A 20,260-nucleotide genomic window follows, 5' to 3' on the forward strand; every position below is an offset into this window, starting at 1 on the left:
GGGTGAGCCCGTTTCCGCGACCGGTCAGTGCGCCAGCACCGGCTCCCGTTCGCGGCCCTCTCCCGGTCCGTCGGGCTCGGTGCCCTCAGGGCGGTGCTCCGGGTGCGCCGGCAGCGCGAACATCAGCAGGAAGATCCCCAGCAGTATCCCCGAGACCCACCACATGGAGTTCTGGAACGCGCCTCCGAACGCCTCGGCGAGCGCTTCCCGCGCGGCCCCGTCCCCGGCCGCCGTACCGGCCCCGGCCTCGCCGCCCGCTCCCGAGTGCTCGGAGAAGCCGTCGCCCACCGAGCCGTTCATGGCGCCGAAGAAGACCACGGACACCAGCCCGAGACCGAGCGCGTTGCCCGTCTGTCCCACCGTGTTGATCAGCCCGGACGCCGAACCGGCGTGCCGGCGCGGCACCTCGGCGAGCACCGCGTTGGTCAGCGGCGCCACGATCAGCCCCATGCCGAGCCCCATCAGCACCAGCGGCCCCATCATCTGCCAGGGCTCGATCCCGCTGCCGTAGTGCTCGGCCTGCCAGCTGTAGAGCAGTATTCCCGCGGCCATCGTGGCCACGCCCGCCTGGAGCACCTTCCGGCCGAAGCGCGGCACCAGCTTCTGCACCGACACCCCGGCCGCCAGGGACACGGCGATCGAGAACGGCACACCCGTCAGCCCGGCCCGCAGGGCGCTCCAGCCCAGGCCGATCTGCATATAAAGCGTCCAGACCAGGAAGAACACCCCGAGGACCACACCGAAGGTGAGCTGGACGGCGATACCGGCGGCGAAGCTCTTGATCCGGAACAGCGACAGTTCGACCAGCGGGGAGCCGTCCTTGCGTGTCTTGTACCGCTCGTAGACCACGAAGAGGGCGAACACCAGCGGGCTGGCCGCCATGCACAGATGCCCCCAGAGCGGCCAGCCCAGCTCACGGCCCCGGGTCAGCGGGTAGATCAGCATCAGCAGTGCCGTGACGACCAGGGCGACCCCGGGCAGATCGAGCTTGAGCGCCTTCGGGGCACGGGACTCCACGATGTAGATCCGGCCGAGGATCAGCGCGGCCACCCCCACCGGAAGGTTGATCAGGAAGATCGGCCGCCAGGCGAGACCGAAGAGGTCCCACTCCGTCAGCAGCGCCCCGAGCAGCGGACCGGAGACCGCGCCCAGGCCGACGACCGCGCCGAAGAGCCCGAAGACCTTGCCGCGCTCGTGCGGCGGGAACGTGGTGTGGACGATCGCCAGCACCTGCGGCACCATCAGCGCGGCCATCGCGCCCTGGAGGAGCCTGGCGGCGACGAGCACCTCGGCGCTCATGGCGAGTCCGCAGAGCGCGGAGGCCGCGGTGAAGCCGGCGACGCCGATGAGGAAGATCCGCCGGCGGCCGTGGATGTCGCCGAGCCGGCCGCCCGTGATCAGCCCGGCGGCGAAGGCCAGCGCATACCCCGCGGTGATCCACTGGATGGAGCTGAAGGAGGCACCGAGGTCCTGCTCGATGCTGGGGATCGCGATGTTCACGATGGTGACGTCGACCAGGTCCATGAAGGCGGCGGTCATGATGATCGCGAGGGCGATCCATCGTCGCCGGTCCGATGGCGTGTCCGGCACAGCTGTTCCGGGCACGGCCGGCTGTTGGCTCTGTGGGCTCATGAGAGCGACCCTAGGACTCGTTTAGGCCGGAAGCGGTCCTCATTCGCGGGCATCCTGGTGGTTATGACGGACACTCCGGCACGGCTGCTGAATCTGCTCTCCCTTCTCCAGACCCCGCGTGAGTGGCCCGGCAGTGAACTGGCCCAGCGCCTGGAGGTGAGCAAACGGACCATCCGCCGCGATATCGACCGGCTGCGCGATCTGGGCTATCCGGTCGAGGCGACCCGGGGCGCGGTCGGCGGGTACCGGCTCGTCGCGGGGGCGGCGATGCCCCCGCTGCTGCTGGACGACGAGGAGGCCGTCGCGATAGCCGTCGGGCTCCGGGCGGGGGCGGGCCATGCGATCGAGGGCGTCGAGGAGGCGTCGGTGCGGGCGCTGGCCAAGCTCGAACAGGTGTTGCCGTCCCGGCTGCGGTACCGGGTGAACGCCCTCCAGGCCGCCACGATCCCGCTGACCCAGGGCGACGGCGCGACGATCGACCCCCGCACCCTGACGGCCATCGCGGGCGCGGCGAGCGGGGAGGAGCAACTGCGCTTCGACTACCGGTCGGCCGACGGCACCCCGACCAAGCGGCTGGTGGAGCCGTACCGGCTGATCTCCACGGGCTACCGGTGGTATCTGGTGGCGTACGACACGGTACGGGAGGACTGGCGGACCTTCCGGGTGGACCGGGTCTCGGAACCGCTGGCGACGGGTGCCCGGTTCACCCCCAGGGAACTGCCGGCGGCGGGTGCGGAGGCGCTGCTGAGCCATGGCGTCGCACCGCCCGAGAAGTACGAGGCCGAGGTGGGGTTCGACGCCCCGGCGGCGCTCGTGAGGGCTCGGCTGCCGGAGTCGTTCGGGATGCCGGAGGCGACGGGTGAGGCGTCCTGTCTGCTGCGGCTGCGCTCGTCGTACTCGACGGAGTGGCTGGTGTTCCGGCTGGCCCTGGTGGGCTGCGACTTCACCGTGCACGGCCCGCCCGAGCTGGCGGCCCGGGCCCGGGCCCTGGGCGCCCGGCTGACCCGTGCCGCGACGACGCCGGCCGGCGCGGCGCGGGAGCCGGCCCGCACCGCGGGGAACGGCCAGGCGGCGGGGGACGGGACCACCGCGGCCGGGTGAGGTGAGCACCCGCCCCCGGACAGGAAAGGACCCCGAGGCCGGGGGGAAGGCCTCGGGGTCCGGCTCTGGGTGGGACGGTCGTCGGGGAGCCCGCGCGCGGCCGGGCCCGGATCGGGCACGACGGCTCAGGCCGCCGCGTCGAAGCCCGTGTCCCTGGCCATCCGCTTCAGCTCCAGCAGAGCGTGCTTCTCTATCTGCCGGATGCGCTCCCGCGTCAGCCCGTGCTCCTTGCCGACCTCGGTCAGCGTCCGCTCGCGGCCGTCCACGATGCCGTACCGCATGCGGATGATCGAGGCGGTGCGCTGGTCGAGCTGGCCGATCAGATCCTCCAGACCCTCGCTGCGCAGCAGGGTGAGCACCGACTGCTCGGGCGAGACCGCGGAGGTGTCCTCCAGCAGATCGCCGAACTGTGTCTCGCCGGCGTCGTCCACCGGCATGTTGAGGCTGACCGGGTCGCGCGCCCAGTCCAGCACGTCGGTGACCCGCGCGGGCGTGGAGGCCAGCTCCTCCGCGATCTCGGCCGGCTCGGGCTCCCGGCCCTTCTCGCGGTTGAACTCGCGCTGCACCCGGCGGATTCGGCCCAGCTCCTCCACCAGGTGGACGGGGAGCCGGATGGTGCGCGACTGGTCGGCTATGGAACGGGTGATGGCCTGGCGAATCCACCAGGTCGCGTAGGTGGAGAACTTGAAGCCCTTGGCGTAGTCGAACTTCTCGACCGCGCGGACCAGGCCCGCGTTCCCCTCCTGGATCAGGTCGAGCAGGGGGAGGCCGCTGCGCGGATAGCGCCGGGCCACCGCCACGACCAGCCGGAGGTTCGACCGGATGAAGACGTCCTTCGCCCGCTCGCCCTCGGCCACCAGGGCCTCCAGCTCCTCGCGCGAGGCGCCGCCCGCTTCACTCTCGATCTCCTTGCCGAGGATCTGCCGGGCATAGACACCCGCCTCGATGGTCTGGGACAGCTCGACCTCCTTGGCGGCGTCGAGCAGCGGCGTGCGCGCGATCTCGTCGAGGTACATGCCGACCAGGTCGCGGTCGGCGATCTCCCCGCCCACTGCGCGAACGCTGCTGGCCCGGCCGGTGGTCCTCGTGGTCTCGGACTGGCGACGGGCGACGGCACGGGTTGCCATGCGAGCTCCCTTGCTGAGTAGGTCGCGACACCCTTCCGGGTGCCCTGCATCCGATGGAAACAACGACTGGAATCCGGACAGAATTCCCAAGCCCCACTTCGATTTTTACGATCTTGCAGTACCCTGTCCGACCATCAGGGGAGGACGCATGCCTAAGGAACCGGTAGAGGTGCAGGTCAGAGCGGGCGCGGAGGCCGATCTGCCGGAGCTGACAGCGCTCTACAACCACTACATACGTGAGACGCCCATCACCTTCGACACCACTGTCTTCTCCCCGGAACAACGCCGCCCATGGCTCCGTTCCCACCCTGAAGACGGCCCGCACCGTCTTCTGGTTGCTCGGGATGTCCGATATGCCGAAAACCGGCCGGGAAGCGCCCCCGGGGACACCGAGGCGGACCGCCAAGGGCACCGCCCGGGGCGCGACCCGGCGGACGATCCGGCGGACGACCCGGCGGACGACCCGGCGGACCGCCAAGAGCAGCACGCCCCGGCGGACCGCCCGGAAAGCAGGCCCTGGGGCGGCCTCCTCGGCTACGCGACCAGCAGCCCCCTGCGCCCCAAGGCCGCCTACGACACCTCCGTCGAGGTCAGCGTCTACTGCGCCCCCGAGGCGGCGGGGCTGGGCGTCGGCACCCTGCTCTACAAGTCCCTCTTCGAGGCGCTGGAGGGCGAGGACCTGCACCGCGCGTACGCCGGGATCACCCAGCCCAACGAGGCGTCGACCCGGCTGCACACCCGGTTCGGCTTCCGCCCGGTCGGGACGTACCGCGAGGTGGGACGGAAGTTCGGCCGCTACTGGGACATCACCTGGTACGAGAAGGAGCTGGGACCTCAGGTGTAGGACTCCAGCCCGTTACGGAGCCTCACGGACCGCGCCTACGGTCGGGCCATGGAGACCACCGGCACCTTCCCCGCAGCGCCCGCCCCCACCGGCACCCCGGCACGGCACGCCCCCGGAGCCCCGGCCCAGGACACCACCGGAACCCCGGCCCAGGACACCACCGGAGCCCCGGCCCAGGACACCAGCGGAACCCTGGACGAGGCGCTGGAGCGCATCCACACCTCCGGTCCCGAGTTCTACGGCTTCCTGAGCAATCACGCCCCGATGGCCGTGGAGGCGCTCGTGCGCCACGGCCAGGCGGCGGGCGTGCACCGCTGGTTCGACCGCTACAGCGAGCGGCTGGAGGAGATGCCGCGCGGCGGCAACCCGGTGACCCCGGAGAACTGGCGCGAGGCGCTGGGCGACCCGGGCCGGGTGGCCGACTGGATCGTCCACTTCGAGCGGGAGACCACCGAGCGCCCCTGGCGGGAGGTGCTGACCGAGTGGTGGCCCCGGCTGCTGCCGGGCATCGCGGGCAGCGCGACCCATCCCGCGATCCGGGTGGGCCACGCCGTGCGCACCCTGCTGAGCGGCGAGGAGACCGCCCCCCGGGTCGGTGAGCTGGCGCAGGCCCTCGGGTACTGGACCGCCCGGCATCTGCCGCTGCCGGAGGTGCGGACGCTCGGCGCCCCGCCCGGCGCCGCGGCCGCGCTGGACGCGGTCCCCGCCGTCCCCGACCAGTCCGGCGGGATCGGGGACCGGTTCGCCCAGCTGACCGCCCTCCCCGGCTGGCCGCTGGGCGTCACCGGCCCGGAGGACGCCCGTGACCGGCTGCGGGAGCTGGTGGCCGCCTCCACCCGGCGCTACGCCGCCCATGGCCACGCCGACCCGGTGATGCTGGTGCACGCGGCGACCGCGCCCAACGCCGTACTGCGGACCCTGCCCGCGCTCCCCCGCGAGCTGTGGCTGCCCAGCCTCGGCGCCGCCTGGGCCGCGAGCGCGGGGGTCACCGCCGCGTACAGCACGGCCGATCCGCGTCCGTACACCCTGACCGACGCGACGGCGGAGGAGGTGTTCGAGCGGGCGGCGGCGCACGGCGACGACCACACCATCAAGTTCGCGGACACCGCGCTCGATGTCGGCGACAGCCTGGCGCTGACCGCGGCCGTGGGCGCCATCGAGTGGAATCCGCCGCTGCTGACCTGAGCCTCCCCGCCCCCGCGCGGACGGCGCTCAGCCGAACTGCACCGAGCGCTTCGCCAGCCCCATCCAGAAGCCGTCGATCACGCTCCGCCCGCTCTCCGGCTCACCCTCGGCGGCCCCCATCGTGACGAAGAGAGGTGCGAAGTGCTCGGTGCGCGGATGGGCCAGTCGTCCGGCGGGGGACTTGTGCTCGAAGTCCAGCAGCGCGTCCACGTCTCCCGCCGCCAGCGCCCGCTGCCCCCAGTCGTCGAACTCGGCCGACCAGCCGGGGACGCCGGAGTGCCGCAGCGCCGCCAGGTTGTGGGTGAAGAAGCCGCTGCCGACGATGAGGACGCCCTCGTCGCGCAGCGGGGCCAGCCGCCGCCCGATCTCCAGCAGTTTCCCCGGATCGAGGGTGGGCAGGGAGATCTGGAGTACCGGAATGTCAGCCTCCGGGAACATCTCCACCAGCGGTACGTACGCGCCGTGGTCGAGGCCTCGGTCGGGGATGTCCTGGACGGGCCGGCCGGGGCCGCGCAGCATCGCCCGCACGTCCTCGGCGAGCCTCGGGGCGCCCGGGGCCGCGTACCGCACGGTGTAGTAGTGCTCCGGGAAGCCCCAGAAGTCGTACACCAGCGGCACCGTCACGGTCGCGCCGAGCGCCAGCGGGGCCTCCTCCCAGTGGGCGGAGACCATCAGGATCGCCGTGGGGCGCGGCAGTCCGGCCGACCAGGCGGCGAGCTGACCCGGCCAGAGGGGGTCGTCGGCGAGGGGCGGAGCACCATGGGAGAGGTAGAGGGCGGGCATCCGCCCGGCGGGGGTGGCGGTCATGGCGATGGCTCCGATCTTTGCTTGAAACTTCAAGCTGTGCCCTCAGCCTACGACCATGTAGTTCAACTTTCAAGAAGTGGTCGTAGAGTGGAGGGCATGACCGTGGAAGAGATGACGACGGCAGCGACGGCGGCGTCCCCCGGCGCGGACGGGCTCCCGCAGCGCTGGCTCACCGACGACGAACAGCGCGTCTGGCGCGCGTATCTCCACGCCACCACCCTCTTCGACGACCATCTCGACCGCCAGTTGCAGCGTGACGCCGGCATGCCGCACGTCTACTACGGGCTGCTGGTGCAGCTCTCCCAGGCCCCGCAGCGCCGCAAGCGGATGACCGAGCTGGCCATCGACGCCAAGATCACCCGCTCCCGGCTCTCGCACGCCGTGGCCCGGCTGGAGCGGAGCGGCTGGGTGCGGCGCGAGGAGTGCTCGTCCGACAAGCGCGGTCAGAACGCCGTCCTGACGGACGAGGGCTTCGAGGTGCTGAGGCGGGCCGCTCCGGGCCATGTGGAGGCGGTGCGGCAGGCGATGTTCGACCGGCTGTCGCCGGAGCAGGTGGGGCAGCTCGGCGAGATCATGCGGATCGTGGCGGAGGGGCTCCAGCCGCAGGACTCCGGCGCCGACCTGCCCTGGCTGCGGTAGCGGCGGCGGCCCCGGCGCGCGGTGGGGCCGCGCCGGAACGCCGCGGTGCGCGGTGGGGCCGCGCCGGAGCGCCGCGGCGCGTGGTGAGGCGCTCCTCTCGGGCGACCACGGCGCCCGGTGGGGCCTGGTGGCACAAGCGGAAGGGCGCCGCCCGGATCGGTGAGCGATCCGGGCGGGGCCCTTCCGTGTCGGTGACGGGGTGTCCGTCCCGGCCCCGCGACGTCAGTGCGCGATGACCGGCACCCTGACCTCGTCCTCGGCGCCGTCACCCGAACCGGACGGCGCGCCCATGTTGGGGCGGCCACTGGTGATGAGGGCGAAAGCGATCGCCGCCGAGACCACCAGGATGCCGACCGCCCACCAGATGGCGGAGGTGAAGCCGTGCACCATCCCCTGCATCTCCAGCAGCCGGGGGTCGGTCGCGCCGGCGGCCCGCGCGCTGACGTACGAGGTGGTGGCCGAGGCCGCGATCGTGTTCAGCAGCGCCGTGCCGACCGCGCCGCCGACCTGCTGCGAGGTGTTGACCATCGCGGAGGCGACACCGGAGTCGGCCGGGTCCACCCCGTAGGTGGCCAGGGACATCGCCGGCATGAACGCCGTACCCATGCCGAGGCCGAGCAGCAGCTGCGCGGGCATGATCAGACCGGCGTACGAGCTGTTCAGGTCGAGCTGGGTCAGCAGCAGCATGCCGGTCGCCGCGAGCAGGAAGCCGGGCGCCATCAGCAGCCGGGGCGGGACGCGGGTCATCAGCCGGGTGCCGATCTGGGTGGAACCCACGATCATGCCCACGACCATCGGCATGAAGGCGAAGCCGGTCTTCACCGGCGAGTACCCGCGGACGACCTGGAGGTAGAACGTCAGGAAGAGGAAGAGCCCGAACATCGCGATGACGGCGAGGCCCAGCGAGAGATAGACACCGCCCCGGTTGCGCTCGGTGAGGACGCGCAGCGGCAGCAGCGGGGCCTTGACCTTCGCCTCGGTGACGACGAACGCGGCCAGCAGCACCACGGAGGCGACGAACATGCCCACCGTCAGACCGTCCGACCAGCCCGAGTGCTCGGCGCGGGTGAAGCCGTAGACCAGCGCCACCAGACCGAGGGTGGAGAGGACGACACCGGGGATGTCGAGCGGGGACCGGTTGCGCGCACCCGCCGGCTCGCGGATCACCACGTACGCGCCGACGGCGGCGGCGATCGCGAACGGGATGTTGACGTAGAAGGTCCAGCGCCAGTTCAGGTACTCGGTGAGGAAGCCGCCCAGGAGCAGTCCGACCGCGCCGCCGCCACCGGCGATGGCGCCGTAGATGCCGAACGCCTTGGCGCGCTCCTTGGCGTCGGTGAACATCACCGCGAGCAGGGAGAGCGCGGCGGGCGCGAGCAGTGCGCCGAAGGCGCCCTGGAGCCCTCGGGCGCCGAGCATCATGGCCTCGGTGGTGGCGGCGCCGCCGAGCGCGGAGGCCACGGCGAAGCCGATCAGACCGACGATGAAGGTGCGCCGGCGCCCCCAGATGTCGGCGATCCGGCCACCGAAGAGCAGCAGTCCGCCGAAGGCGAGGGCGTAGGCCGTGATGACCCACTGCCGGTTGCCGTCGGATATGCCCAGATCCTGCTGGGCGGTGGGCAGCGCGATGTTCACGATGGTCGCGTCGAGCACCACCATCAGCTGGGCCAGCGCGATGAAGATCAGGGCCTTCCAGCGCCGGGGGTCCATGGTGCCGGCGGTATCAGGAAGAGAGGTATTGGCTGTTTTTGGCATGGGTCAGGCCACCTAGGGGTGCGGAAACGGTCAAAAGATTGCTGAAGCTGTCGGGGTGCCACGGAGGCCGCGCGCCGGGAGGCGAGTGCCGGGGAGGCGGGTGTCAGGGGGCGGGGCCGGGAGGCTGCGCCGGGGGCGGGATGGCGCGGTGGTCCGAACTCCGCGCCGGGGGGCCGTGTCGCACCGCGCCCGGCGGTGCTCCGGTACCGACCCGCCGGTACGGAGCGCGTACGCCGTGGGTGCGCCGCCCGTGCGTCGTCAGTCGGTCATGGGAGCTCGCAGATCCTCGATGGTCGCCGCCCTGCCGGGGAGTTCGGAGCGCGCGGGGGCCTCCAGACCGTCCAGGAAGAGCTGGAGATGGCGGTGCACGAACCTGGCCATGTCCAGGCACTCGGTGCCCGGAAGCGGCCGGGAGAGCTGGGAGAGCGCGACCATCAGATCGCCGAGGGCGACATCGGTACGCATCCGGCCTGCGGCCTGCGCCCGCTCGATCAGCTCCACCATCGCCCGCTCCAGCCGCTCACGTCCGGCGTCGAGTTCGGGAGGGCCGCTGTCGAACGCGCCGGAGAGCAGAGGGCAGAGGGCCCCGATGCGCTCCTCGGCGGCGCCATGGACGAAGCGGCGCACCGCGTCGAAGGAGTCGGGCTCCTCGCCCATCGCCTCCTCGGCGAGCCGGGCGGTGCGGGACAGGACGGAGAGCACGACCTCGTGGATCAGCGCGGTGCGGTCGGCGAAGTGCCGGTAGAGGGTGGCGTTGCCGATGCCGGCGCGGCGGGCGATGTCGTCCAGGGGGACGCCGGGCCCGAACTCGACGAACATCTCACGGGCCGCGCCCACGATCCGCTCGCGGTTGCGGAGGGCGTCGGCGCGGGGGCGGGGGACGTGGCGGGCCACGGCGTCGCACGCCCGGTGCGGCCCGGTGGGGGGCGCGCCGGCGCGCTTGCGCGCCCCGCTGTCGTAGGTGCGCGCCCCGCTGTCGCGGGCGGGCGTTCCGCTGTCGTGGGCGTCCGCCGCGCCGTCGCGCGTGCCCGCACCGACCCTGCCCGCCCCGGCTGCGCCCGTACCGATCATGTCCGTACCGGCCGTGCCCGTGCCCGCTGTGTCCGTCCCGGCGGGGCCCATGGGCGCCACCCCCTCTCGCTCTGCGTCGGCGTCTGATGAACATCACCCAAACGGGGAACTGCTCCCCGTTTAGCGGCGACACGAGTGCAAACGGGGAAGGGCTCCCCGGTTATTTCTCACCCTGCTGTGACTCGTGTCACCCGCCCGTCCGTAAGGGAAGCCCTCGCGGAGGGAGGGCCTCCGGCCCCGGATCGCCGGTCCGGGGCCCCTCGAACGGCTCACCCCGCGCGCGCTCCACCCCCACCCGTCACAGGCTGATCTGACAGAGCGCAGCCAGGGACCGGCCTGCTGCCGGGGACCCGAAGGCGGCTGTATGCGGTACCCACGCCACCGGATACGCCGGCCGCACGGGATACGCCGGACGGACCGGACGGACCGGATAGACCAGACGGGCCGGACGGGCCGCATAGCCGGGACGGGCGACCGGGTCCGCCGGGGCCGCCGTATCGGCTGTGTCGCCGTCCTCACGGCGCTCTCCCTCGCCGGCCTGACCAAGGCCGGCGCGGAACTCTCCGCCCCCACCAAGGCATCGGCCGGACCGGTCGCCGCCGAGGCGACGGGGCTCGGCCCCTGCCGCATCCCCGCCGCCCTGGGCGTCCAGATGTCGGAGGGCATACCCACCCCGGCCGGCTACTCCCGCTCCACCGGCGAGGTCCGCGCCCTCAATCTGATGATCGACTTCTCGGACGCGGAGGGCGAGGGGAAGGCGCTGGACCGGCTGGCGGAGTTCTTCCCGCAGACCACGGAGTGGTTCAGAACCAGTTCGTACGGCCGGCTCAGCTATCGGCCGCACGCGCCGGTCACCGACTGGCTGAGGATGCCCCTGCCCTTCGAGGCGTACGGAATAGAGCGCGGCTCTCCCTATGAGCCCGGCTACCGCAAACTCGTCGAGGACCTGGTCACGGTCGCCGACCCGCAGGTGGACTTCGCCGCGTACGACCTGGTCAACGTGCTCGTCACCCCCAACGCCGGACCGTCGGCGCTGGACACCGTGCTCTCGGTGACCTTCTCCGGCAACCCCGAGGCGCCGACCGCCGACGGGGTGCCGCTCGCCAACACGTCCTTCGTCTACAGCCGCCAGGACGACGGTTCGGGGTCGTACGCCGAGACCGGCTTCCGGGTGCTGCCCCATGAGAACGGCCATGTCTTCGGGCTGCCCGACCTCTACACCGCCGAGGGCGGCGGCACGGTCGGCCACTGGGACATCATGTCCGAGGACTGGGGGGCCAACAACGACCTGCTGGGCTGGCACAAGTGGAAGCTGGGCTGGCTGGACCCGGGCCAGATCAGCTGCGCACCGGCCCCCGGCAGCGCCGAGTACACCCTGACCCCGCTCGCCACCGCCGGCGGGGCGAAGATGACGGTCGTTCCGGTGAGCGAGGACTCCGGTTACGCGATCGAGGTGCGGACCCGGGCGGGGAACGACGAGGCCATCTGCCGGCCGGGCGTGCTGATCTACCGCGTCCAGGGCGATGTGGACACCGGGCAGGGACCGGTCACTGTCGCCGACAGCAAGAAGGACAGCGGCGGCTGCACCCGGCGGCCGAATGTCCACGCGGAGCTGTCGGACGCGCCGTACCGGCCGGGGCAGACCTTCACGGACAGGAAGAGCGGAATCGCGATCACGGTGGTGCGGAAGGAGGGGGAGGGGTACCGGGTGCGGGTGACCCGCTCCTGAGGCGCGGGGAGGCCGCCGGCGACCCGTCGCCAGGTGCCCCCGCGCCAGGTACCCCGCGCCCGGGTCCGGGGTCCGGGGGCCGGGGTCCGGGGTCCGGGGGGGTCCGAGGCCCGGGGTCCGGGGTCCATGCACACGCTGCGGGGCGCACCCGCACCCGCGCCCGCGCCTCGCAGGGGGCACCGGGCCAGTACGCACGGCACGTGCGGCACCACCGGGGCTCAGCCCTCCCCGGCGATCCCCCTCCTCAGCTCCCGCTTGAGGATCTTCCCCGTCGGACTGCGGGGCACATCGCCCAGCACGACCAGCGAGGGCACCTTGAAGGCGGCGAGCCGCCCGGCCGCGTACGCCCGCAGCGCGTCGGCACCCACCCCGGCGCCCGGCCGCAGCCGCACCACGGCGGCGACCTCCTCACCGAGGAGGGGGTGGGGCACCCCGAGCACGGCGGCGTCCTCGACCTCCGGGTGGTCGTGGAGCACGGACTCGACCTCGGCGCAGTGGACGTTCTCACCCCCGCGGATGACCACGTCCTTGATCCGGTCCACGATGCCGACCCGCCCGTCCCGCAGGACCGCGAGGTCACCGGTGCGGAACCAGCCGTCCCGGAAGGCCTCGGCGGTGGCCCGCTCGTCGCGCCAGTACCCGCGTACGAGCGACTGGCCGCGCAGCCACAGCTCACCGGTCTCCCCCTCGGGCAGCTCCCGGCCGTCCGCCCCGGCGATCCGCACCTCCACGGCCGGCGCGGGCCGCCCCACACTGCCCGGGTCCGCCCGGTAGGCGTCCCCGGAACTGGCCAGGACCCCGCCACTGGTCTCGGTGAGGCCGTACCCGTTGCGGGGGTCGATCCGCCGGCCGTGGCGCGCGGTCAGCCGCCCGACGAGCGCGGCGGGCGCGGCGGCCCCGCCGGTGCTGAGGTGCCCGAGCGTCCCGAGGCCGTCGCCCCGGCGCTCGGCGGCGTCCAGCAGCTGGAGCGCGGTGGTGGGCACTCCGGAGTAATGGGTGACGCGGTGCTCCCCGATGAGCGCGAGGGCGTGATCGGCGTCCCACTTCCGCATCAGGACGAGGGTGCCGCCGGCGGCCATCGCCGAGTAGAGCGTGGTGAACGCGGCGACGTGGAAGAAGGGGAACGTCATCAGCACCACGGGCGCGGGCCCCTGCCCCGGCAGCTCCCCGCGCGCGAGGGCGGCGACGGCCGCGTGGAACCGGGGGTGCTGCGCGGCCCCCGCCTGCGCGAGCTGGGTGGCGACGGCGCCCTTGGGGCGCCCGGTGGTCCCGGACGTGTAGATGATCGTGGCGTCGTCCTCGGGCCGCACATCGACGGCGGGCGGCGCGCCGTGGGGGTCGGGTGCGCCGAAGTCGTCGTACCGCTCCACCCCGGCGCCGCCCGGGTGCCCCGCGCCGTGGAAGAGCACCACCCGCGCCCCGGTCCGCCCGCGCCACCGGTCGACCCGGGGCAGCCGTTCGCCGTCGACGAGGAGCACCCCGGGGGTGCAGTCGTCGAGGGCGTGCGTCAGCTCCTCCTCGGTCCACCAGGCGTTGAGCGGCACGGCGACCAGCCCGGCCAACTGGACTCCCCAGAAGGCGATCTGCCACTCGGGGTGGTTGCGCATCGCGATCGCGGCCCGGTCGCCGGGGCGCAGCCCGTACTCCTCGTCGAGGCGCCGCGCGAGGGCGCAGGCGGCGGCGAAGAACTCCCGGTAGGTGTAGCGGGCGCTCTCTCCGACGAGGAACATCCGGTCACCGAGCCCCCAGGCAGCCTCGACGAATTCCTTGAGCGTCCGGGGCCCCCGCACATACTCCAGCCCGCCGCTCTCCCCCCGCACGACCTCGAACGGCCCGCCGACCCCATCGAGCCCACTCCCCCCACGCCGTCCCTGCACCACCCGCACCCCTTCCCTCACACCCTGCCCATCCCGGCCCACCCAGGCTACGGACACCCCCGGGGCCCGGTCCCCCTTCCGCCGCCCCGGCCCATGATCAACCCCTTCGGCCGGGGAGCGGCGACCCGCTACACTGTCGGGCAGCGCCTTCGTAGCTCAGGGGATAGAGCACCGCTCTCCTAAAGCGGGTGTCGCAGGTTCGAATCCTGCCGGGGGCACCAGGCAAAAGGCCCCGGACCGATCATGGTCCGGGGCCTTTGACATCAAGGCCTCTGATCACTCCCGGACGGGACGCCGCCTGAACAGCCGGTCCATGTGGCTCATGGCTTCCCGCTGGGTGTCCTGCACGACGTGCGTGTATACGTGGCCCTGTTCCTGCCGCTTCTCCCCCCGCGCGATCCCGCGCGTCCGCCTGCCGCATCCGTGTCGGCGCAGCGGAGCCATGCACTTGGCGGGCATGGGGACGCGCGCCCTCCAAGTCCACGTCCGTCCAGGGCAGACCGGTGATCTCACCACGTCGGACCCCCAGGGTGATGGCGGGGACGAAGGCGGCGTAGAGCGGGTCCTTCCGGGCCGCGGCGAGGAAGTCGAGTGTCCAGAGGGTCAGCTCCCGCGCCCTGGGGCGAGGCGGCTCCACGAGACTGGGCCACGTTGCGGGTGACAAGTTCTTCCCGGCAGGCCGCGGTGAGCACCGTTCGAAGAACCCGGTGTAATTCCTTTGCCGTCGCCGCGGCCGTCTTGTTCTCCAGACGGACGAGGAAGCGCCGCACATCGGCGACGCTCAACGATTCCGGACGCTTGGTGCCGATCATCGGTATCAGGTAGAGACGGACATGAGCCTCGTACTTGTCGTACGTACTGAGCTTCCGCCGCGGCTTGATGACCTTGTCCAGCCAGTACGGCAGCCACAAGAAACCCAGGCACGACCAGGCGGGGGAAGTGCATCGAGTACTACGTCCGCATCGTGCGCAGCCTGCCGGTCTTCGAGGAACGGGCGGCCTGGGAACTGCTGTCCCGGGCCGCCACGCTCGGCGCCAAGGTGGCGTGCCCCGGAACGCCTGCCGGAGCACGCTGTTCGCTCCGGATGGTGCGGACCCCGACACGGCCCTCCGCCGCAGATATCTGGAGCTGGTCAGCAGAGACCTCGACGAAGTGGAGCTGTTCCGACGAACATCCGAGCAGCTGACCGCACCACGCGTACGGCTCTCGGTCACGTACATCGCCTGCGGGCCACAGGAGATGACGGTAAGCGCCGGCGCACTGCCCGGTCCCTGCCACTGCTCAGGCCGGATATGAGCTTTCGGGGAAGAAGCCGGACACGAGAACTCCGGTATCGGTGTCGAGGCCGCGCTGAGCGATTCCTCTCGAGTTCTGCTGCAGGGCGGGCGGAGTCCGGCCGCTGTGGCGGAAGACGATCATCATGGCGGTGGGTCATGCCAACACGCCAATGCGAGGAGCTGCTCGGCGGCGTTCTCGACCGCACCTAGGAGGAGCCCCGCCACGGGCGGGCCCTGCGACTGCTGGCGGCAGAGTGCCAGAAAACGCTTCCCTCTGTCTCGGACCGGCTCGCGAGCCGTCTGGACGGGGTCGTGGCCAAGCTGCTGCCGGCCAGACCGCAGACTGATCCGCCCGTGCTGGCGGGGTGGGGCCCGGACTGCTGCGTTGGCTACCGCGGACCCTGAACCGGCTTGCCGAACGGGCGGCAGCACAGACGGTACGAACCGTGGCACTGATCGGGGGCGAGGGGTCCTTGCGCGTGCTGGCGGGTTACGCAGGAGACGAGAAAGCTGTTGTCGCGGAACTCATCAGAGCATGGGATTACTTCGACGCAGACATCCACGTCAGTGACATTCTGTCCCGATTTCCATAGTCGGGACGCATAATCTCACTCAGCCATTCCGGGCAGCACGCGGCAGCCGGTTGCACACTCTGACAGACCTTCACATAGCTTTCAGAGTAAAGAATCTTGATTTTCTCGCGGAGCTACCTCCTCTGAAACAGCTGTGGGTGAGTAATCCGCTGGAGGTTGGCGATCCATCCGTCCTCCGAAATCATCCAGGGCTGCGCCGACTCACACTGTTCACCAACGACCCAACAAGGGAAGCGTCGACTATCGGTGAGCTCAAAGAGCTCGACTGGCTGAAACCATCCCACTTCGACGGCTTGGACCCGAACACCTTGCGCCTGCTTCCCAAGCTCAGGTTCACCCAGTTCACCGACCCCAGCCATGACGCCGACCTGAGTCCACTGACCCGAATTACCCATCTGATCTGATACGTGTCCAGCTTCCCGGGAATCACCAGGGCCCGCCTCCAGGATTTCAGAATCTGGCCAGACATGACCCGACTTGAGTACCCGATGCTCCATCGGCACGACGTGAACACCGGACTCACGAGCCTTCACAGCGCACCTCCGTCATTGACGCACCCAAGAATTTACACTCGCGCTATCCCTTCCGACGAGAACACCTTCGCGCGATTCAAGAACCTCAAATCTCTGCATCTTTCCAATGGCCACACCTCAGACGGTGCACAAATAACCTCCCCGAACATTCCGGGCGTAAGCACCTACTTGAATGACAAATAGGCCAAATCGTGCTGATCCTGGCAGCGGGCCGCTGTACGGTCAGGCCGCCAGGCCGCAGCCCCCCTCCCCCAACCGCTGAGCGCACCCCGGCGGTGCGCCCACCGTTGAGCCACCAGAGAGCATTGATCTTGAGGAAGATAACTCAGTAGAGTACCTATTTATGGACTTCACTGTTATAGCAAACGCGCTGGAAGTGAACGACGGCATCACGCGCGTATCGATGCGCTTCATCAAGGGGTACGCGGCGCCAAGTCGGGCACGACTCAGTCTGGAGCTCTGCGAGGAAATCGCGGCCGCCCTCGACCGGCAGGGGATGGTCACCCTCCCCAGACGGCTGCCAACCTCGGAGAACGAGTCGGTGTTCGTCATCAGGAAAGATTCCCCGCTTGGACAGGCGATCCGCATAGCCGCAATTGTCGCAGCATTGGACAAGCTGGACACAAGTCCAATCGCCGGGATGCGGGACAAATTTCCTGATGCCAGGAAATACCTCACATGAGAGGCGACAACATTCAGCCAACTCCGCCTCAGTAGACATATTCGTCAGACTGTCTACTTATCAATCGTCTAGCCTGAGTCGACGTGCCGCGAGAGTCTCGCGACATGCGGGCCCGAGGTTGCGCCAGAGGCTCTCCGGCGAGAGATGCGGCACACCAGAGGGCGGCACATGAGAATTAGTGACAGAGAAGGGAGTGCACCACCGTTCCCCAGCTCGGACGACAATCCCCAGGGTCTCCCATCCAGACGGATTGCATATGCAAATCAACCTGGTGGGGGCGCCGACCCCTCAGGTTCCACAACTCGCGAAGACTCCCCCGTCAGCCTCTACTACCTGGACGACTCGGGCGATTCCAGGATGGCGGTCGCCGGGTGGCTACGGGTCGACGTACGCGCGTGGCGCGACGCCGAGAGGATGTGGAAGGCACTCCGTGGCGAATTGCACGCGGACCCCGACCTGAACATCCAGGCCGACGACACGCTGCACGCGGTGAATCTCGCTGGCGGGCGGGGCCGGCCGCTGCACACGATCCCCGGGCGTGGGCCGACAGATGCGGAGAAGACCAGGTTCCGGAATGTAATCCAGCGCGGACTCAGGACTGTTGCGGCGATGCCGGGGGTCACCGCCGGTGCCGCCTACCGCGCCGGCGCGACCCGTGAGGAGCTGTACACGGCTCTCGTCATGGAACTGAACCGCCGCCACAGGACTGTCGACAGCTTCGCAATGCTCTGTGTCGACGGCAATGGCACAGAACACACCCTGCGGGAGGCACACCGCCGATTGCCGCACAGCGATCGGCACATCATCGAGGACCCCTTCTTCGCTCCGGCCCGCGGGAAACACCTGCTCCAGGCAGCGGACTTCGTCGCCTACACCGCTTTCCAGTCTGTGGTCGGACACACCAGAAGAGATTTCATGAAGGGCTGGTTCGCCGAGCTGCTCCCGGCGGCCGAAGGCCCGATCGCTCTGTGACGAGCGCCCAGAGAGGCCGGGCCCCGGCGACATGACCGAGGGCCCGGCGGCGGACCTGGCACCCCGGACACCCGGGCCAGGACCGCGCGCCCAGCTTCCCACACGAACCCGCCCTTGACGGAGGCACAATGCCCCAGCCCTTTCCCCAATCCATGACAGTGCCCTGGCGATCCGAGAAGATCCTGATCTCCAACGTCGAGCGCAGTCTGCCCGCCCCGTCCACCGAGGCCGACCGCTCCAAGGTCGTGACAGCGGGTCTGGCCAACCCGATCACCTCTCTGCCCGACGGTGCCTGGCAGGCCGTGGCACGTGCCACGACCACACCGGCCAGCCTGGCCCGACAGCTCAGCCCGACCGCGGAGGATCCGGTCGGGCTCCTCATGGAGGAGAACGTCGAGGGCGCGACCCTTCGGTCGGCCGTCACCCGAGTATGGCTGAGCGAGCTGTTCCCGGGCATCCAGCCCCGCACCGGGATGGAGGTGATGGAAGTCCCGGATCCACACGTGATGGGGACAGCCGAGAACGGACGACCTCGCGCGGTGGTCCAATATCGGTACAAGGACCTGGAACACCTTCGGAACCACGTCTGGCAGACGTTCAACAGCACCCTCGCGCTCAACAACTACACCACGTCCATCCTGGCCCGAAAGGTGACCCGCAACCTCATCGTCCACCCTGTCGAGTTCACCTTCGAGGACGACACAGAGCCGTTCCACGCCCTCACGGTGCGGGACGGGATCACTCGGCTGGCGAGCGCCTGGAGCGTCCTGGCCGGCCCGGACAGCGGGGCCGCAGAGACGGCCAGTCTCGCGATGGACGCCCTCTTCGGCAAGGGCAGGACGTCCCCCTCTGAAGGCCTGCCGCAGCGGCTCGCGGAGAGCCGTGAGAGCTGGCGCAAGTCTCTGGCTGAGGAATTCGCCAGAGAGACATCAGGCCCGGAACCGGGTATGCGGGCGATCCAGATTGCCCAGACCTATGTCGTGCCCGCCCAGATCGCCGTCGGGGCCGAAGCCCACCTCGGCCACCTGCTCGCGCCAGAGGACGTCTTCGACGATGCGATGCGCTCGATCCTTGCCTCGGTGCATGTGGAGTTCATGCAGTGGGAAACCGCAGCTCAGAATGTCGAGGTGATCACCCGCGCCCTCAAGCGGGTGATCCACCAAGGTGACGCCATGGTGGACCAGGAGAGTCTCCAGGCCATCTACGGCCTGGCCGTGGGCCGGATCAGTCCCGAAGACTTTCCCCAGGAGTTCGGCGATGACAAAATTCCCGGCAACGCCCTGTGGCGCGGTGTCTATCTGGTCCACGCGCTGACCCGGCCCGAACTGCTTGAGCAGCTCAAGGACCAGGCGAAGGCGATCAAGGGTGGCAAGCGCATGGGCCACAAAGGGTTCGCCGAACTGCTCGGTCCCATCATCGACCTCCCCTGGCGCAGTCACAAGAAGGCCGTTTCTGCCCAGGCGCGTAATGCCTGGCGCAATGGTGGTGTTCTCACCTCGGAGGTCACCAAGGAGTGGGAGCCGATCGCGACAGATGACTTCAGCACCCTGATCGCGCCCGCTCTGGCCGGCGACACCCACGCTCGTTGCACACTCGCCGTGGCGGGCGGGATCGCGCTCATCGCCGACAAGCAGCTGACGCGCAACGTCGGTTCCGCACTCATGGCCTCCAAGGACAAGGGCGGTGTCCCCTTCCGCGCCGACGTGAGCCAGATCATTGAGGATCTGGCTCAGCACGACAACGTCCCGGGGCTGTGGACCCTCGCGCTGGCAGCCAATCGATTCCGGGCTGATCAGCTTCCCCAGAACGCGGTGACCCTCCGCCAGTTCATCAAGAGGGAGCACGAGGAGGACGAGGCGATCGCCTACGTTCACTTCAAGGTCGATCTCAGCGAGCCGGACAAGATCGCCCGCAATGAGGCCGGCCTGCCGGTGCCCCTGGCCCAGTGGGACGTGGTCTGGACCTCCGACGAGAAACGTGCACAGGAGGCCTACAAGGCACACCATGCCCGGCGCGCTCCCTGGCCGGTCTCCGCCACTCCTTCTCAAGACCAGGACCAGGCGGAGAGCGGCAGCGAATCTCCTAACAGTGAGGTGTCCCCCCTCCCGTCACCCGGCGCCGAGCAGTCGCCCGCTGAGGATTTGCGGCCGGCGGCTCAGCGCGCGGTGGAGCATCGCCGCATTCTGCGCCAGGGACTGGCGACGGCCCGCGACTCGCTGGATCAACTGCTGGAACTCGACTCCCAGTCGGGTAGCTGGCCACCTCTGATCGAGGTCGGGGAACTGGACAGCCTGCGTGAGGCACTGCTGAATCTGCAGACCGATGTGCAGAACCTTCGCCGGGGCATCCATGGCGACGAGACTGATGCGGCCGGCTCAGAGGATTCCGGGCACGATCCAACCGACGGCCCCAACCTGCATGAAGAAGGCTAGAAAT

The 20,260-nt window shown here is 70.3% G+C and carries 16 protein-coding genes, 1 tRNA gene and 1 pseudogene; 11 read left to right on the forward strand and 7 right to left on the reverse strand.

The window, feature by feature from the left end; genetic code table 11:
* Positions 1 to 24 precede the first annotated feature (24 nt).
* Positions 25 to 1,632, reverse strand: coding sequence for an MFS transporter (locus ABT122_RS07205; RefSeq protein WP_351546653.1), 1,608 nt, complete (start codon positions 1,630 to 1,632; stop codon positions 25 to 27).
* Positions 1,633 to 1,695: 63 nt separating this feature from the next.
* On the opposite strand from ABT122_RS07205, the gene ABT122_RS07210 reads away from it, so the two are divergent.
* Entirely contained in the window at positions 1,696 to 2,733 is a 1,038-nt protein-coding gene (locus ABT122_RS07210; protein ID WP_351546656.1) for a helix-turn-helix transcriptional regulator, read from the forward strand.
* Between the two features lie 125 nt (positions 2,734 to 2,858).
* Here ABT122_RS07210 and ABT122_RS07215 read toward each other — a convergent pair whose 3' ends face one another.
* A complete protein-coding gene (locus tag ABT122_RS07215) occupies positions 2,859 to 3,860 on the reverse strand; it encodes a sigma-70 family RNA polymerase sigma factor (RefSeq protein ID WP_351546659.1) in 1,002 nt (333 codons plus the stop codon).
* Between the two features lie 148 nt (positions 3,861 to 4,008).
* Between ABT122_RS07215 and ABT122_RS07220 the strand changes: the two genes are divergently transcribed.
* Both ABT122_RS07220 and ABT122_RS07225 read left to right on the forward strand, forming a co-directional pair.
* Complete coding sequence (locus tag ABT122_RS07220; RefSeq protein ID WP_351546662.1) at positions 4,009 to 4,704, forward strand: GNAT family N-acetyltransferase; 696 nt, start codon at positions 4,009 to 4,011, stop codon at positions 4,702 to 4,704.
* Between the two features lie 48 nt (positions 4,705 to 4,752).
* Complete coding sequence (locus ABT122_RS07225) at positions 4,753 to 5,889, forward strand: questin oxidase family protein (RefSeq protein ID WP_351546665.1); 1,137 nt, start codon at positions 4,753 to 4,755, stop codon at positions 5,887 to 5,889.
* A gap of 27 nt (positions 5,890 to 5,916) precedes the next feature.
* On the opposite strand, the gene ABT122_RS07230 is transcribed toward ABT122_RS07225, so the two are convergent.
* Positions 5,917 to 6,696: a dioxygenase family protein gene (locus ABT122_RS07230; protein ID WP_351546833.1), complete on the reverse strand. Its 780-nt coding sequence runs from the start codon at positions 6,694 to 6,696 to the stop codon at positions 5,917 to 5,919.
* A 102-nt stretch (positions 6,697 to 6,798) separates the two neighbouring features.
* On the opposite strand from ABT122_RS07230, the gene ABT122_RS07235 reads away from it, so the two are divergent.
* Positions 6,799 to 7,335 (forward strand): MarR family winged helix-turn-helix transcriptional regulator, encoded by a 537-nt coding sequence (locus ABT122_RS07235; RefSeq protein WP_451068643.1) that lies wholly within the window; start codon positions 6,799 to 6,801, stop codon positions 7,333 to 7,335.
* Between the two features lie 222 nt (positions 7,336 to 7,557).
* On the opposite strand, the gene ABT122_RS07240 is transcribed toward ABT122_RS07235, so the two are convergent.
* Together ABT122_RS07240 and ABT122_RS07245 are read right to left on the reverse strand one after the other, a co-directional pair.
* Complete coding sequence (locus tag ABT122_RS07240; protein WP_351546668.1) at positions 7,558 to 9,090, reverse strand: MFS transporter; 1,533 nt, start codon at positions 9,088 to 9,090, stop codon at positions 7,558 to 7,560.
* Positions 9,091 to 9,348: 258 nt separating this feature from the next.
* Positions 9,349 to 9,984 (reverse strand): TetR/AcrR family transcriptional regulator, encoded by a 636-nt coding sequence (locus ABT122_RS07245; protein WP_351546839.1) that lies wholly within the window; start codon positions 9,982 to 9,984, stop codon positions 9,349 to 9,351.
* A gap of 541 nt (positions 9,985 to 10,525) precedes the next feature.
* On the opposite strand from ABT122_RS07245, the gene ABT122_RS07250 reads away from it, so the two are divergent.
* Positions 10,526 to 11,890, forward strand: a complete 1,365-nt coding sequence (locus ABT122_RS07250; RefSeq protein ID WP_351546671.1) for a M6 family metalloprotease domain-containing protein — start codon at positions 10,526 to 10,528, stop codon at positions 11,888 to 11,890.
* 218 nt (positions 11,891 to 12,108) lie between these two features.
* Here ABT122_RS07250 and ABT122_RS07255 read toward each other — a convergent pair whose 3' ends face one another.
* Positions 12,109 to 13,620, reverse strand: a complete 1,512-nt coding sequence (locus ABT122_RS07255; protein ID WP_451068644.1) for a class I adenylate-forming enzyme family protein — start codon at positions 13,618 to 13,620, stop codon at positions 12,109 to 12,111.
* A 292-nt stretch (positions 13,621 to 13,912) separates the two neighbouring features.
* Here ABT122_RS07255 and ABT122_RS07260 point away from each other — a divergent pair.
* Positions 13,913 to 13,988: transfer RNA gene (locus tag ABT122_RS07260), tRNA-Arg, on the forward strand.
* A 55-nt stretch (positions 13,989 to 14,043) separates the two neighbouring features.
* Here the strand turns inward: ABT122_RS07260 and ABT122_RS07265 are convergent.
* Positions 14,044 to 14,675: pseudogene (locus tag ABT122_RS07265) on the reverse strand (site-specific integrase); the annotation flags it as partial.
* 35 nt (positions 14,676 to 14,710) lie between these two features.
* On the opposite strand from ABT122_RS07265, the gene ABT122_RS33595 reads away from it, so the two are divergent.
* From ABT122_RS33595 to ABT122_RS07285, 5 genes are all read left to right on the forward strand, one after another.
* The gene (locus ABT122_RS33595; RefSeq protein WP_502976110.1) at positions 14,711 to 14,953 is read left to right on the forward strand and encodes a hypothetical protein; all 243 of its coding nucleotides are present in this window, start codon (positions 14,711 to 14,713) and stop codon (positions 14,951 to 14,953) included.
* Positions 14,954 to 15,774: 821 nt separating this feature from the next.
* Positions 15,775 to 16,041: a hypothetical protein gene (locus ABT122_RS07270; protein WP_351546677.1), complete on the forward strand. Its 267-nt coding sequence runs from the start codon at positions 15,775 to 15,777 to the stop codon at positions 16,039 to 16,041.
* A 472-nt stretch (positions 16,042 to 16,513) separates the two neighbouring features.
* Complete coding sequence (locus ABT122_RS07275; protein WP_351546680.1) at positions 16,514 to 16,852, forward strand: hypothetical protein; 339 nt, start codon at positions 16,514 to 16,516, stop codon at positions 16,850 to 16,852.
* A 168-nt stretch (positions 16,853 to 17,020) separates the two neighbouring features.
* The gene (locus tag ABT122_RS07280; RefSeq protein WP_351546683.1) at positions 17,021 to 17,824 is read left to right on the forward strand and encodes a DUF3800 domain-containing protein; all 804 of its coding nucleotides are present in this window, start codon (positions 17,021 to 17,023) and stop codon (positions 17,822 to 17,824) included.
* A gap of 152 nt (positions 17,825 to 17,976) precedes the next feature.
* Positions 17,977 to 20,256, forward strand: coding sequence for a hypothetical protein (locus tag ABT122_RS07285; protein WP_351546686.1), 2,280 nt, complete (start codon positions 17,977 to 17,979; stop codon positions 20,254 to 20,256).
* Positions 20,257 to 20,260: the final 4 nt, after the last annotated feature.

Origin of the sequence: Streptomyces sp. NPDC001985 (assembly GCF_040296845.1) — a bacterium.
In the GTDB taxonomy this organism is placed as follows: domain Bacteria; phylum Actinomycetota; class Actinomycetes; order Streptomycetales; family Streptomycetaceae; genus Streptomyces.